The sequence below is a fragment of the Rugosimonospora africana genome (genome assembly GCF_016862975.1).
Taxonomy (GTDB): Bacteria; Actinomycetota; Actinomycetes; order Mycobacteriales; family Micromonosporaceae; genus Rugosimonospora; species Rugosimonospora africana.
Genome location: NZ_BONZ01000013.1, coordinates 214,442 through 228,250 on the forward strand (window position 1 = coordinate 214,442; position 13,809 = coordinate 228,250).

Here is a 13,809-nt window from a genome sequence, read left to right on the forward strand (position 1 = left end):
CGCCGGGTCCGGCGATATGCCCGACACGCCGGAGCGCGACACCCGGAGCGATCACCGCACGGCGCTCACCCGGCTCGCCGGAGCCGATCCGGCGGTACCGTTTCGGAGTGGATCTGGCATACCTCCGGCAGCATCCGCACCACCTGCCGACCTTCCTCACTCACCAGCGCATCCGCGAGACGCCGGTGGCCGGCGGCAGCATCTGCCAGGCGTCCCGGCTGACGCTCGATGACGGCACCTCGGTCTTCACGAAGACCTGGCCGTCCGGGAGCCAGTCCGGTGAGCCCGCCGGGAAAGCGCCGGACGGCTTCTTCGCCGCCGAGGCCGCGGGCCTGAAGTGGCTGCGGGACGCCGGTGCAGTGCCGGTTCCCGAGGTCATCGCCGACCTGCCGGACATGCTCGCGGTCGAGTGGATCGACGGCGGCACGCCGAGCCCGGAGGCTGCCGAGGACTTCGGCCGCGGCCTGGCCGCCCTGCACCGCAGCGGTGCGGACGCGTTCGGCGCGCCCTGGCCCGGGTACATCGGGGCGCTGCCGATGCCCAACGCCCCGTCGCCCGGGCCGTGGCCGGAGTGGTTCGCCGAGGCCCGGCTCGAACCGTTCCTGCGGGCCTCGGCCGACCACGGTGCGCTGTCCGCGGCCGACGTCGCCGCTGTCTCGCAGGTGCTGCGCGACATCGACCGGTACGCCGGCCCGGCAGCCGGTGAGCCACCCGCCCGCATCCACGGTGACCTGTGGCCGGGCAACGTGCACTGGGCCGCGTCGGGCCGGGCGTACCTCATCGATCCGGCGGCACACGGCGGGCACCGGGAGACGGACCTGGCGACCCTCGCCCTGTTCGGCGGCGCCCCGCAGTTAGACCGCATTCTCGCCGGGTACCGGGAGGTGTGGCCGCTGGCACCGGACTGGGAGCGACGGGTACCCCTGCATCAGCTGCACCTGCTGCTGGTGCACACCGCGATGTTCGGATCCGGCTATCGGGAGGCCGTTCTGTCGGCGGTTCGCGCTACGGTCAGACAATGACCTCCTCGACGCTCGCCGATCGCTACGGGCGGGTGGCGACCGACCTGCGGGTGTCGCTGACCGACCGGTGCAACCTCCGCTGCACCTACTGCATGCCCGCGGAGGGCCTGCCCTGGTTGCCCACCGCCGAGGTGCTGTCCGACGACGAGGTCGGCCGGCTGATCGAGATCGCGGTGACCCGGCTCGGCGTCACCGAGATCAGGTTCACCGGCGGCGAGCCCCTGCTGCGGCCCGGGCTGGCAGACATCGTGGCCCGTGCCGCCGCGCTGACCCCGCGACCGTCGATGTCGCTGACCACCAACGGGATCGGGCTCGACCGGCACGCCGCGCGGCTGCGCGCCGCCGGGCTCGACCGGGTGAACGTCTCGCTGGACACCCTGTCGCCGGAGAGGTTCGTCCAGCTCACCCATCGCAAGCGGCACGCCGACGTGCTCGCCGGGCTGGCCGCCGCGGCCGAGGCCGGGCTCGGACCGGTGAAGATCAATTCAGTGCTGGTCCGCGGGATCAACGACGACGAGGCGGCACCGCTGCTCCGGTTCGCTCTCGACCACGGATACCAGCTGCGGTTCATCGAGCAGATGCCGCTCGACGCCGGGCACACCTGGGCCCGGGACCGCATGGTCACGGCCGACGAGATCCTCGCCGCACTCGAAGCGAGCTTCACCCTGCTGCCCGACCCCGATGACCGCGGCGGCGCGCCGGCGGAGACCTGGCTGGTCGCCGACGACCCGGGCACGCCGGCTGGTCCGGATCCTCACGCGGCGCCGGACGCGCCGACCCGCGCCGGTCGGAAGGTCGGCGTGATCGCCAGCGTCACCCGGCCGTTCTGCCGCGACTGCGACCGCACCCGGCTGACCGCCGACGGCCAGGTCCGCAACTGCCTGTTCGCCCGGGAGGAGAGCGACCTGCGCGCGCTGCTGCGGGGCGGCGGCTCAGACGATGAGATCGCCGAGCGCTGGCAGGCGGCGATGCGGGGCAAGTTGCCCGGTCACGGCATCGACGATCCCGCCTTCCTGCAGCCTGCCCGCCCGATGTCGGCGATCGGTGGCTGACGTGCCGATCGTGCGTTATTTCGCCGCCGCCCGCGCCGCGGCCGGTGTCTCCGAGGAGTCGCTGGACGCGGCGACCCTCGACGAGTTGCTGGACGAGGCCGGCCGGCGGCACGGCGAGCGGTTGACGCTGGTGCTGAAGTCTTGCTCTTTTCTGGTCGACGGGCTGGCCCGCCACGACCGGACGGTGGCGCTGGCCGCACAGTCCACAGTAGACATCCTGCCCCCCTTTGCCGGAGGTTGACATGCTCGTCGCGTTCTCGGTGACCCCGTTGGGAGCGGGTGAGGCGGTCGGCGATGTGGTCGCCGAAGCGGTCCGTGTGGTCCGCGAGTCCGGCCTGCCCAACCGCACCGACGCGATGTTCACCACGCTGGAGGGCGAGTGGGACGAGGTGATGGCGGTGGTGAAGCGGGCGGTCGACGTCGTGTCCGAGCGGGCGCCGCGAGTGAGCCTGGTACTCAAGGCTGACCTGCGACCGGGCGTCACCGACGCGTTGACCAGCAAGGTCGCTCACGTCGAGGAATACCTGTCCCGGTGAGGCGACCCCCGCGGTCGCACTGATCAATTGCGCCGCGCGTGGCGGTGCGCGTCTTGCGGCGCGCACGTGAAAGGATGCGTCGTGCCCGCAAAAGCACCCGACCGCGGCCACGACACGACGTTCGTGGCAGATCTGCACATCCACTCGCGCTACTCCCGTGCCTGTAGCCGCGATCTGGACCTGCCCAGCCTCGCGTGGTGGGCCCGGCGCAAGGGCGTCACCCTGCTCGGCACCGGCGACTTCACCCACCCCGCGTGGTACGACCACCTGCGAGACAGCCTGGTCCCCGCCGAGCCCGGCCTGTACCGGCTGGCCGGTCCAGTCAAGCCGCTGCCACCCAGCGTCGCGGACCGCGACGTGCGGTTCATGCTGTCGGTGGAGATCTCCACGATCTACAAGCGCGACGACCGCACTCGTAAGGTGCACCACCTCATCTACCTGCCCGACCTCGACGCCGCCTCGCGGTTCAACGCGCGGCTGGGCCGCATCGGCAACCTCGGCTCGGACGGGCGGCCCATTCTCGGCCTGGACTCCCGCGACCTGCTGGAGATCACGCTCGAATCCAGCCCGGACGGGTACCTGGTCCCGGCGCACATCTGGACCCCGTGGTTCTCCGCGCTGGGCTCGAAGTCGGGCTTCGACGCGATCGCCGACTGCTACGCCGACCTGGCGGACCACATCTTCGCGGTGGAGACCGGGTTGTCCTCCGACCCGGAGATGAACTGGCGAGTCTCCAGTCTCGACCGGTACCGCCTGGTGTCCAACTCCGACGCGCACTCCGCGCCGGCACTCGCCCGGGAGGCCACCGTCCTGGCCACCGAGCTGGACTACTTCTCGGTACGCGAGGCGCTGCGCACCGGCACCGGACTGGACGGCACCATCGAGTTCTTCCCGGAGGAAGGCAAATACCATGCCGACGGCCACCGCGCCTGCGGCGTGAACTGGGAGCCCGCCCGCACCCGGGCAAACAGCGGCACCTGCCCGGAGTGCGGCAAGCCGCTCACCGTGGGCGTGCTGTCCCGGGTCGAGGACCTGGCCGACCGCCCGACCGGCTCGCGCCCCGACGGAGTGGCCCAGCGGGTCACCCACCTGATCCAGCTCGCCGAGATCCTGGGCGAGCTCCATGGCGTCGGTCCCCGCTCTAAGACCGTCGAGGGTCGCCTCGCCACACTGGTCAGCACGCTCGGACCTGAGTTGTCCATCCTGCGCGAGGTACCGGTCGACGACATCACCCGCGCCGGCGGCGAACTGCTCGGCGAGGCGATCGCCCGGCTGCGCCGTGGGCAGGTGCACCGCACGCCCGGGTTCGACGGCGAGTACGGCGTGATCCGGCTCTTCGAGCCGGCCGAGCTGAGCGCGGCCACGGCCGGCACCGCCGACGCGCTGTTCGACGTGCCGGAGACGGCGCGGGTACCGGTGCCGCGCAGGGCCACGAAGGCCGGCGCTCCCGCCGCCATGGCCGCCTCCCCGAAGCAGGCCGGCGACGAGACACCCGGCGGCAAGGCGGGCGGCGGCAAGGCGAAGGCCGCCAAGGGCACTACTGCCAAGGGCACTACCGCCAAAAGCATCACTGCCAAGAGCACTGGCAAGGCGGCACCGACCAACGAGGTGGCACCGCCGATCGCACCCGAGCCGTCGCCGCACGAGCCGTTCGAGCCGATGCTGTCCGGGATGGAGGAGGTCGGCACCGGGCTGCTGGACCGGCTCGACGCGCTTCAGCGGGTGGCCGCGTCGGCACCGGGCGGGCCGATGCTCATCGTCGCCGGCCCTGGTACCGGCAAGACCCGCACGCTGACCCACCGCATCGCATACCTGTGCGCCGAGATGGACGTGTACCCCGAGGAGTGCCTCGCGATCACGTTCACCCGGCGGGCAGCCGACGAGCTGCGCCAGCGACTCGACGGGCTCCTCGGCGAGGCCGCGGAGGACGTCACCGTGGCCACCTTCCACAGCCTGGGCCTGACCATCCTGCGCGAGCACGCCGAGCTGGCCGGACTGTCGCCGTCGTTCCGGATCGCCGAGGAGGACGAGCGGATCGCCGCGCTGACCGCGGCCGGCGCGGCCGACGAGTCCGCCGCCCGGCGGATGCTGCGCGAGGGCGTGGACGACGAACTGCGCGAGCGCTACGTCAAGGGGCTGCGCGCGAGCGACCTCGTCGACCTGGACGACCTGGTCCGGCTGCCGGTCGCCCTGCTGCGCGACGATCCGGAGCTGACCGAGCGGTACCGGGCCCGGTGGCCGTGGGTATTCGTCGACGAGTACCAGGACGTCGACCCGGTGCAGTACGAGCTGCTGCGGCTGCTCGCCCCGGCAGACGGCAACCTGTGCGCGATCGGCGACCCCGACCAGGCCATCTACTCCTTCCGCGGTGCGGACGTGTCCTTCTTCCTGCGGTTCAGCCAGGACTTCACCGATGCCCGGGTGGTCCGGCTGACCCGCAACTACCGGTCCTCTGCCCCGATCGTGGCCGCGGCGGTGCAGGCGATCGCGCCGTCCTCGCTGGTACCGGGGCGGCGGCTGGACCCGGCCCGGCTCGACCCCGAGGCCGTACCGATCGGGCTCTACACCGCTGCGTCGACCGCCGACGAGGCCGACTTCGTGGTGCGCACCATCGACGAGCTGGTCGGCGGCCTGTCCCACCGGTCGCTGGACTCCGGCCGGATCGACGCGCACGCCGCGGCGGGCTCGATGAGCTTCGCCGACATCGCGGTGCTGTACCGCACCGACGCGCAGGCCGCCGCCGTCATGGAGGCGCTGTCCCGGGCCGGGGTACCGGCGCAGAAACGCTCGCACGACCGCCTGCGGGACCGGGCCGGGGTCGCGGCCATCGCCCGCGAGCTGCGGTACGCCACCGGGCTGGCCGGCTCGCTGGCCGCCCGGGTCCGGCTGACCGGGCAGCTGCTCGCCGAGCGACCCACCCTGGACGCGGACGGCGGCCTGTCCCCGCAGGACGTGCACATCGCGATCGAGCTGCTCACGCCGCTCGCCGTGCGCTGCGGCGACGATCTGGAGAAATTCCTCGCCGAGATCGCCACCGGCGCCGAGGTGGACGCGCTGGATCCGCGCGCCCAGGCGGTCACGCTGCTGACCCTGCACGCGGCGAAGGGCCTGGAGTTCCCGGTGGTCTTCCTGGTCGGCTGCGAGGACGGCCTGCTGCCGCTGCGCTTCCCCGGCGCCTCGGCGAGAGAGACAGACGTCGACGAAGAACGCCGGCTGTTCTTCGTCGGGCTGACCCGGGCACAGGATCGGCTGTACATCAGCCACGCCCGGCGGCGCGTCCGGTACGGCGCCGAGCGGGAGATGGTGCCGTCGCCGTTCCTCGCCGCGATCGATCCCGGGCTGCTGGAACGGCGCGGCAGCGAGGAGCCGCGGCGCCCCCGCGACCGGCAGCTGCGCCTCATCTGACCAGCAGGATCGCCAGGTACGCCCCGGCCAGCAGCGCGGGACCGAACGGCAGCACGGTGTGCCGGTGGACCCGCCCGGCCAGCATCAGGCCGAGCACGACCGGCCCGTTGCACGCGTACGGCAGCGCGAGCCCGAGCAGCACCGCCGGCCAGCCCAGCCAGCCCAGCAGGAACCCGAGGAGGCCGGCCAGCTTCGCGTCGCCGAGGCCCAGCCCGGTGCGCGGTACCGCCGCCACGACGCAGTAGGCCGCGGCGCAGCCGAGCCCGGCCAGCAGCGACCGAAGCAGCGGGCGGCCGTCGCCGTCCACGATCGAGGCCGTGCCCAGCACCGCCGCCGTACCGGCGAACGCGGCACCGACCAGCGCGTCGGGCAACCGCAGGCAGGCCAGGTCGGTCGCGGCCAGCACCAGCCCGGCCGCCGCGACGACGAGGGCGGCGCCGAGCAGCGGTACCGGGCCGAGCGCCCAGCCCAACCCGCCGAAGGCCGACGCCCCCACCGGTACCCACAGCCACCCGGGCGGCTTCCGGCCGCACCGGTCGGTGCCGCACAGCCGGTACGCGACCCTGGGCACCAGGGTGCCGGTCAGTCCGCCGAGTACGGCGCAGGCCATCGCCAGCATCGCGCGATGCTAGCGGCACGGTGGGGTCGCCCGTCGCCCGTCGACACCGCCGGTGGGATGAGCGCGGCGGGCGCTCACGCTACGGTGTCGACAGCGGGAGGTGCCCGCACGGTCGCGGCGGTGACCGCGCGGGTCCCGACCCTGGAGGAGTGGATGTCAGAGCATGGGCGCGGCGATCGCCAACCGGATTGGCCGAGCGATCCGTGGCGACGGGACGACAACTCCTACCGCGACGATCCGCCAACCGTCTCCGCGGCGGCCGGCCCTCGTCGCGCCGCGAACGGGTCGTCCGGGCTGGTCATCACGCTGGCCACGGTCCTCGTCCTGGTGCTGTGCGGCGGCGGCGCGCTCGCGCTGTACCTGATGCACTCCAAGAACTCCGCCAGCGACGCGCGGTCCACGCAGGCCGGCACGGCGTCGGGGGCTCCCGGTGCCCGGGCGAGCGCGACCCCCAGCTACGATGCGAGCGGCATCGTCAAGGGGCAATGTGTGGCCAACGATGGCACCGAGGACGCCCCGAAGCTGCGCGTGGTCACCTGCTCGCCGGGTTCCTTCCTCGTTCTGGCCCGCCTGGTTGGCACGGCCGATACGAACAGGTGTACGATGGTCCCCGGCTCCACGCACGACTTCTTCTACCAAACGACGCAGAGCACCCGCGACTTCGTGCTCTGCCTCAAGAAGCAGTGAATTATTACGCTGTCTAGCGCTGACGCTAGACAGCGCTAGAGCGACCGATAAGTGCGTGGCGTTTCTAGCGATGGCGCTAGAGAGCCCGATACGGTGCCATCGTGGACCCGGTACGTAACCCCTATGCGCCCGGCGCCGGCCAACGGCCGCCGGAGCTCGCCGGGCGCGACCGTGAGCTGGAAGTGTTCGACGTCGTGCTGGAGCGGGTCGCCCGCAGCCGGCCGGAACGATCACTGGTCCTCAGCGGCCTGCGCGGTGTGGGCAAGACCGTGCTGCTCAACACCCTGCGCTCGCAGGCTATCGGCCGGCTGTGGGGCACCGGGAAGATCGAGGCGCGGCCCGACCAGCCGATGCGCCGCCCGCTGTCCGCCGCCCTGCACATGGCGGTACGCGAGCTGGCCCCACGTCACCGCGCCCCGGACCGGATCGACGAGTTCCTGGGCGTACTGAAAGCCTTCGCGCTGCGCGCCAACGCCGGCGGGAAGATCCGGGACCGGTGGCAGCCCGGCATCGACGTACCGGCCGCGAGCGGCCGCGCCGACTCCGGCGACATCGAGATCGACCTGGTCGAGTTGTTCACCGACGCGGCGAGCATCGCCACCGACGTGGGCACCGGGGTCGCCATCTTCATCGACGAGATGCAGGACATGGCCCCCGACGACGTCTCGGCGCTCTGCGCCGCCTGCCATGAGCTGTCCCAGACCGGCGCTCCCCTGATCGTGGTCGGTGCCGGGCTGCCGCACCTGCCCGCTGTGCTGTCCGCGGCCAAGTCGTACTCGGAGCGGCTCTTCCGGTACCAGCGGATCGACCGGCTGGACCGCATCTCAGCCGACTTCGCGCTGTGCGCACCGGCCGAACGCGAAGAGGTCGAGTACGAGCCGAAGGCGCTGGACGCGTTGTACGAAGCCAGCGGCGGCTACCCGTACTTCGTCCAGGCGTACGGCAAGGCCACCTGGGACCACGCGCCCCGCTCCCCGATCACCGCCGCGGACGTCCGGGTCGGCGCGCCGGAGGCGGAGGCCGAGCTGGCGGTCGGCTTCTTCGGTTCCCGGTACGAGCGGGCCACACCGGCCGAGCGGGAGTACATGCGCGCCATGGCGTCGCTGGCCACCGCCGACACCGAGGGGGAGGCGGTACCCACCTCCGAGGTGGCCCGGGCGCTGGATCGCAAGCCGGCGTCACTGTCCCCGGCACGCGACGCTCTGATCAAGAAGGGCCTCATCTACTCCGGCGAGCGCGGCACGGTCGCGTTCACGGTTCCGCACTTCGGCCGGTACCTTCGCACACAACCCGCGTAGTTTTCGCTTACTCGGTGTAAAGCGTGCCCGGCTGGGTAGTACCGGCGCATGAGTTCCGTACGCACCGCTGCCCGCGCCATGCTCGCGGGAATCTTCGTGGCGAACGGTGCCCAGGGACTGACCGACCCCGACCGGCTCGTACCCGAGGCCAAGCAGGTCACCGACCGGGTCGTGCCGGCGCTCAAGCGCATCCTCCCCATGCTGCCCGACGACCCGCGCGCGCTGGTTCAGCTGGACCAGGCGGCGAAGCTCATCGGCGGCCTGCTGCTGGTCACGCCGCTGCGGCGCCCGGCGGCGATCGTGCTGGCCTGTTCGTTGGTTCCGACGACGCTCGCCGCACACCGGTTCTGGGAGTTGGACGATCCGTCCGCCCGCAGAGCCCAGAACAACAACTTCCTCAAGAACGTCGGACTGATGGGCGGCCTGCTGCTGACCGCCCTCGACACCGAAGGCCGGCCGGGCCTGCGCTGGCGGACCACACACCTGATCTCCGATGCCAACCGGTCGATGCACCGGGCGGCTCACGACACGCAACTCCGGGTCCGCCTCGCGGCGCAGGCGAACCCGGTCACCCGTCGGCTGTCCGCCTGAAGTGGAGGATCCCTTCCCTCTTTCGTAAGCATCCGCTGAGGTTGCGCTGATCTCGGCGGCACACAATTAGCACATCAATCACCTGAATCCGCCGGCATGCGTTAACCCCTATGAAATATGACGAAGCAGTGTGGGATCAGACACGTTCGGATAACGCGGGAGGTGCGCCCTTGGCGCGCCGCTCTAGGCTCCTCGATAGACCGGGGTGGGAAGCACGCATGGAGCACGGGGGTGTCGAAAGCATGCCGGCGACCGTCAAGGATCGACCGCGTATTGCCATTGAAGACCACCAACGCCAGGTCGTCGGCCGGCTCCGTCGGCTTGGTCCGGTCTGGGTCCACCGTGGCACGCTGATCCGGCTCGGCATCCTCGCCCTCGCCGTGTACGCCGCGGTGAAGGCGGTCGACAAGTGGGGCCGCCACTACACGTTCTTCGACATGAACATCTATCACGGCGCGATGGTGTGGTGGACGCACGGCGGAAACCTGTACGACTTCGTGGCCCCCAACACCACGCTCGGTTTCACGTACCCGCCGTTCGCCGCGCTGGTGATGGCGCCGATGGCCGTGCTCCCAGCGCTCGCCGCGGGCTGGGTGAACACGGTGATCAGCCTCGCCGCGTTCACCGTGCTGCTGGCCTGGCTGCTGGTACCGATCGCCGACCGGTACGGCTGGCGCCGCTGGTTTGTCGTCGCCCTCGCCGTACCGCTGGCCGGCGCGACCGAACCGATCCGAGAGACGCTCGGCTTCGGGCAGGTCAACATCCTGCTCGCGCTGCTCATCTACGCCGACTTCGTCGCCCTGCGCAACCGGGCGAAGCTCGCGGCAACCCCGTCGCGCCTGGCGGTCACCGTCGGAGCCGCCCGCACCACCGGGCCCACCAAGACAGCCAGCCCGACCGAGACAGGCGGCACCGTCACGGGTGACGCCGCCGACGACACCGAAGGGGCGGAGCCGATCGGCACGGTCGCCGCCGCGCTGCGCAGGCTGTGGAACTCCGGCGCGCTGGCCGGCCTGGGCGTCGGCCTGGCCACCGCGATCAAGCTGACGCCGGGCGTGTTCATCGCGTACTTCGTGGTGACCAAGCAGTGGCGCGCCGCGATCGTCTCCGCCGCCACCACCGCGGTCGTGACCCTGCTGACCTTCGCGGTCGCGGGCAAGGCGGCCACCCAGTACTTCACGTCGGTCGTCTTCGACACCAGCCGGGTCGGCGCCGTCGACGCGACCGCGAACCAGTCCCTGGCCGGTGTGCTGGCCCGGCTCTACGACTCGACCACCACGCCCACGCTGATGTGGCTGGCCTTCGCCGCACTGCTGTTCGCGGTCGGCATGATCCGGGGTAGCGGCGCGCACAGCGACGGCGACGAGTTGGCCGCGTTCACCATCGTCGGGCTGACCGGCAACGCGATCTGCCCGATCTCCTGGTCGCACCACCTGGTCTTCCTGATTCCGGCGCTGATCGTGCTCGGCGACTCGGCACTGCGCCGGCACCAGGCCGCGCGCGGCCTGTCGACCCGGGACATGTGGTCCTGGGGTCCGGGTGGGATGCCGGCGATGGCCGGCCTGACCAGGGCCGCCGCCGCGATCGGTGTCTACGTGCTGTTCGTCGTGTCGCCGATCTGGAAGTACGAGCACAAGTTCCCGGCCGTCTCGCACTACGCCGACGGGCTGCACGGCGCGTTCTGGGAGAACTCGCTGGCGCTGGCCGTCATCGCGCTCGTGGTGCTGCTGCCCTGGCGGCCCGGTGCCGATCCGGCCTTCTACCCGGAGCCGGCCCTGGCGCGTCGCGCCACCCTGCGCAACCGCTGACCCGGTCCATCGTCCGCCCGCCGGCGAGGAGACCGGTCACGGGCTGTTGACCCACTCCTCGGTACCGTCCGCGAAGACCTGCCGCTTCCACACCGGGAGCCGGGACTTCACCTCGTCGACCAGGTCGGCGCAGGCGGCGAACGCGGCCGCCCGGTGCGCGGTCGACACCGCCGCGACCAGGGCGATGTCGCCGACCTTGAGCAGCCCGACGCGGTGCGACACCGCTACCGCGTAGACCTCCGGCCGGGCGGCGATCTCGTCGGCGACCTCGGCCAGTACCTTTTCCGCGCTCGGGTGCGCCTCATACTCCAGCTCGGACACGCCGCGCCCATCGTCGTGGTCGCGAACCACACCCTGGAACGACACGACCGCACCGGCCGCCGGGTGCGCCACCGCGCGCTCGTGCGCCGCGAGGTCGAGCGGTTCCCCGGTCACCGAGATCATCATGGTCGCTCCCCGGCGAGCAACGGCAGCGGTACCAGCGCCACCTCGTCCCCGGCCACCGCGTCGGAGTTGGGCGGGATCACCGCGAAGCCGACCGCCCGGGCCATGCCCCGCAGCATCGACGACGCGGCATGGGAGACGGCGACTCCGTCCGAGTCGACGAGCGCGAGATGGGTGAACCCGCCACGGGCGCCGACCGGAGCGGACAGCCGGATGGTCGGCAGTGCCGGCATGGGCCGGCCGGACAGCCCGGCCACCGCCGGGGCGACCAGGGACACCAATGCCACGACCGCGGACTGCGGGTTTCCGGGCAGGCCGGCCACCAGGGTGGTACCGCCGCCCGGACGCGGCACGCTGGCCAGCAGCATGGGGAAGCCGGGGCGTACCTCGACGGTGTTGACCAGGTACGCCGCGCCGAGTTGGGCGAGTGCCGGGTGCAGGTGGTCGACCGGGCCGCTCATCGTGCCGCCGGTGGTGCAGATCAGCTCGGCGCCCCCGGCCAGCGCGCGGTTCAACGCCTCCACGTGCGCCTCGAGGGTGTCCTCGACCGGGCCGAGCACCGGGCCGGCGGCGGCACCGAGCCGGCGCAGCCAGGCCGGTACCGACGGACCGAGCGAGTCGCGGACCCGTCCGTCGCCGGGCAGCCCGCTGGTCAGCAGTTCGTCCCCGAACACCAGTACCGCGGTGGTGGGCGCGGCCCGTACGCCGAGCGTGTCGTACCCGCACGACGCGGCCAGGCCGATCACCGCCGGATTGACCGCGGTACCCGCCGGCAGCAGTTCCTCACCGAGGCGGGCCTCCTCGCCCGGCTCGCGCCACTCCGGTGTGGAGCGCGGCGTGCCACTGACCCGACCGTCCTGCTCACGGGTCGAGTCCTCGGTGCGCACGATCGCCGTGGTATCCGGCGGTACCGCGGCGCCGGTCGCGATCTCGACGCACACACCGTCTTCGGCGAGCGGCCGCGCCAGGGTACCGGCGAGCACCCGCCCGATCACCCGCCACGGGCCGGGGCCCCGTACCGCGAAACCGTCCACGCTGGACGTCGGGAACGCGGGCAGGTCGGTACGGGTGAGCAGCGGGTACGCCAGGGTCGCGCCGTCGGCGTCGGCGAGCGGCACCTCGACCGGCGGTGCGGCGGCATCCACCCCGGCCGCGTACGCCACCGCCCGGGCGTCTTCCCAGGGCAGCGGGCCGGTCTGCCCGGTCGGATTCGCCGTTGACGGTTGAACGGTCACCCCGACAGCCTATCCGCGAACGTGGTCGGAGCGGATCACTGTGATCGAGGATGGTCGCCGCCGCGCAGTTGGTCCACGGCGTGAGTCAGGATCGGGCCGAGGACGGCCAGCCCGTCGCGCGCACCGCCGGTGGAGCCGGGGAGGTTGACGACCAGCGTACGGCCGGCGACCCCGGCCAGCCCCCGGGACAGTACCGAGGTCGGCACCCGGTCCCGGCTGTGTGCGCGCAACGCCTCCGCGATGCCGGGTACCTCGTAATCCAGCACTGCCCGGGTCACCTCTGGGGTGCGGTCGCTCGGGTTGAGCCCGGTACCCCCGCTGGTGAGCACCACGTCGAATCCGGCCTCGACCGCCTCTCGCAACGCCTGCCCGACCGGCTCCCCGTCCGGTACCACGACCGGCTCGCCCACCTCGCAGCCCAGCTCGCGCAGCCCGGTGATCAGCAGCGGCCCGCTGGTGTCCCGGTACACGCCGGCCGACGCCCGGTTCGACGCCACGATCACCCTCGCCCGGATCATGTTGGCCGTTCCCAGAGGCCGGTCTTCCCGCCCTCTTTGCGCAGCACCCGCACCCGGTCGAGCGTCGCCGCCGGATCCACCGCCTTGATCATGTCGATGAGCGCGAGTCCACCGGCCGCCACCGCGGTGAGCGCCTCCATCTCCACGCCGGTACGGTCGGCCGTGCGCGCGGTGACCTCGATGGAGACCGCTGACTCGCCGAGGGTCAGCTCGACGTCCACCCCATGCAACGCGATCGGGTGGCAGAGCGGCACCAGATCGGGTGTCCGCTTGGCACCCATGATCGCGGCCACCCGGGCGACCGCGAGCGCGTCGCCCTTGGGCAACGCGTCCCGGCGCAGCAGATCGATGACCTCACGAGTAGTGCGCACCTCGCCGGCGGCTAACGCACGCCGGACTGAGACCGCCTTTTCCGATACATCCACCATGCGGGCCGCACCTTGCTCGTCCACATGGGTCAACTTCGCGTCCACCACAACTCAACAGCGTACGAGCCGGAAGAGGATGACCGAACCGGTGGTCGGACCGAACCCGTGCGACTGAGCCGGCGTGTCTGGATACGCGTACCGTGAGAACGGACCCTTGACTTCCAGG

General features: G+C 72.0%; 14 protein-coding genes. 9 read left to right on the top strand and 5 right to left on the bottom strand.

The features are described from left to right. Nucleotides 1-107: 107 nt before the first annotated feature. The 5 genes from Raf01_RS06720 to Raf01_RS06740 all read left to right on the top strand — a co-directional run bounded on the left by Raf01_RS06720 (nucleotide 108) and on the right by Raf01_RS06740 (nucleotide 6,015). Complete coding sequence (locus Raf01_RS06720; RefSeq protein WP_203916840.1) at nucleotides 108-1,022, top strand: fructosamine kinase family protein; 915 nt, start codon at nucleotides 108-110, stop codon at nucleotides 1,020-1,022. Next, nucleotides 1,019-2,074, top strand: a complete 1,056-nt coding sequence (gene moaA, locus Raf01_RS06725; RefSeq protein WP_203916841.1) for a GTP 3',8-cyclase MoaA — start codon at nucleotides 1,019-1,021, stop codon at nucleotides 2,072-2,074. Before Raf01_RS06720 ends, moaA begins: the two co-directional genes overlap by 4 nt. Before the next feature lies 1 nt (nucleotide 2,075). After that, complete coding sequence (locus Raf01_RS06730; protein ID WP_373319478.1) at nucleotides 2,076-2,315, top strand: MoaD/ThiS family protein; 240 nt, start codon at nucleotides 2,076-2,078, stop codon at nucleotides 2,313-2,315. 1 nt (nucleotide 2,316) lies between these two features. Next, complete coding sequence (locus tag Raf01_RS06735) at nucleotides 2,317-2,610, top strand: MTH1187 family thiamine-binding protein (protein ID WP_203916843.1); 294 nt, start codon at nucleotides 2,317-2,319, stop codon at nucleotides 2,608-2,610. 66 nt (nucleotides 2,611-2,676) lie between these two features. After that, the gene (locus Raf01_RS06740; protein ID WP_373319479.1) at nucleotides 2,677-6,015 is read left to right on the top strand and encodes a UvrD-helicase domain-containing protein; all 3,339 of its coding nucleotides are present in this window, start codon (nucleotides 2,677-2,679) and stop codon (nucleotides 6,013-6,015) included. Here the strand turns inward: Raf01_RS06740 and Raf01_RS06745 are convergent. Then, nucleotides 6,008-6,634, bottom strand: coding sequence for a prepilin peptidase (locus tag Raf01_RS06745; RefSeq protein ID WP_203916845.1), 627 nt, complete (start codon nucleotides 6,632-6,634; stop codon nucleotides 6,008-6,010). The two genes, Raf01_RS06740 and Raf01_RS06745, sit on opposite strands and share 8 nt — an antisense overlap. Before the next feature lie 120 nt (nucleotides 6,635-6,754). Here Raf01_RS06745 and Raf01_RS06750 point away from each other — a divergent pair, with 120 nt between their 5' ends. The 4 genes from Raf01_RS06750 (at nucleotide 6,755) to Raf01_RS06765 (ending at nucleotide 11,018) form a co-directional block, all read left to right on the top strand. Next, complete coding sequence (locus Raf01_RS06750; RefSeq protein WP_203916846.1) at nucleotides 6,755-7,321, top strand: LppU/SCO3897 family protein; 567 nt, start codon at nucleotides 6,755-6,757, stop codon at nucleotides 7,319-7,321. 101 nt (nucleotides 7,322-7,422) lie between these two features. Further along, nucleotides 7,423-8,619, top strand: coding sequence for an ATP-binding protein (locus Raf01_RS06755; RefSeq protein ID WP_203916847.1), 1,197 nt, complete (start codon nucleotides 7,423-7,425; stop codon nucleotides 8,617-8,619). 48 nt (nucleotides 8,620-8,667) lie between these two features. Then, a complete protein-coding gene (locus tag Raf01_RS06760) occupies nucleotides 8,668-9,210 on the top strand; it encodes a DoxX family protein (RefSeq protein ID WP_203916848.1) in 543 nt (180 codons plus the stop codon). A gap of 242 nt (nucleotides 9,211-9,452) precedes the next feature. Then, nucleotides 9,453-11,018 (top strand): glycosyltransferase 87 family protein, encoded by a 1,566-nt coding sequence (locus Raf01_RS06765; protein ID WP_203916849.1) that lies wholly within the window; start codon nucleotides 9,453-9,455, stop codon nucleotides 11,016-11,018. A 36-nt stretch (nucleotides 11,019-11,054) separates the two neighbouring features. Here Raf01_RS06765 and Raf01_RS06770 read toward each other — a convergent pair whose 3' ends face one another. Genes Raf01_RS06770 through moaC form a run of 4 tightly spaced genes read right to left on the bottom strand, consistent with a single transcriptional unit; the run spans nucleotide 11,055 to nucleotide 13,691 of the window. Next, the gene (locus Raf01_RS06770; RefSeq protein ID WP_373319486.1) at nucleotides 11,055-11,462 is read right to left on the bottom strand and encodes a molybdenum cofactor biosynthesis protein MoaE; all 408 of its coding nucleotides are present in this window, start codon (nucleotides 11,460-11,462) and stop codon (nucleotides 11,055-11,057) included. After that, on the bottom strand, nucleotides 11,462-12,697 hold the full coding sequence (locus tag Raf01_RS06775) for a molybdopterin molybdotransferase MoeA (protein ID WP_239133424.1): 1,236 nt from the start codon (nucleotides 12,695-12,697) through the stop codon (nucleotides 11,462-11,464). The genes Raf01_RS06770 and Raf01_RS06775 overlap by 1 nt, the downstream gene beginning before the upstream one ends. 35 nt (nucleotides 12,698-12,732) lie before the next feature. Beyond that, a complete protein-coding gene (locus tag Raf01_RS06780) occupies nucleotides 12,733-13,215 on the bottom strand; it encodes a MogA/MoaB family molybdenum cofactor biosynthesis protein (RefSeq protein ID WP_203916851.1) in 483 nt (160 codons plus the stop codon). Next, nucleotides 13,212-13,691 carry a cyclic pyranopterin monophosphate synthase MoaC gene (moaC, locus tag Raf01_RS06785; protein ID WP_275412962.1) on the bottom strand — a complete coding sequence of 160 codons (480 nt, stop codon included), beginning with the start codon at nucleotides 13,689-13,691 and terminating at the stop codon, nucleotides 13,212-13,214. The genes Raf01_RS06780 and moaC overlap by 4 nt, the downstream gene beginning before the upstream one ends. Nucleotides 13,692-13,809 lie beyond the last annotated feature (118 nt).

Coding starts and splice junctions, on each gene's coding strand:
- moaA (WP_203916841.1), top strand. CDS start 1,019: ATGACCTCCTCGACGCTCGCCGATCGCTACGGGCGGGTGGCGACCGAC.
- Raf01_RS06765 (WP_203916849.1), top strand. CDS start 9,453: ATGCCGGCGACCGTCAAGGATCGACCGCGTATTGCCATTGAAGACCAC.
- Raf01_RS06760 (WP_203916848.1), top strand. CDS start 8,668: ATGAGTTCCGTACGCACCGCTGCCCGCGCCATGCTCGCGGGAATCTTC.
- Raf01_RS06735 (WP_203916843.1), top strand. CDS start 2,317: ATGCTCGTCGCGTTCTCGGTGACCCCGTTGGGAGCGGGTGAGGCGGTC.
- Raf01_RS06780 (WP_203916851.1), bottom strand. CDS start 13,215: ATGATCCGGGCGAGGGTGATCGTGGCGTCGAACCGGGCGTCGGCCGGC.
- Raf01_RS06770 (WP_373319486.1), bottom strand. CDS start 11,462: ATGATCTCGGTGACCGGGGAACCGCTCGACCTCGCGGCGCACGAGCGC.
- Raf01_RS06745 (WP_203916845.1), bottom strand. CDS start 6,634: ATGCTGGCGATGGCCTGCGCCGTACTCGGCGGACTGACCGGCACCCTG.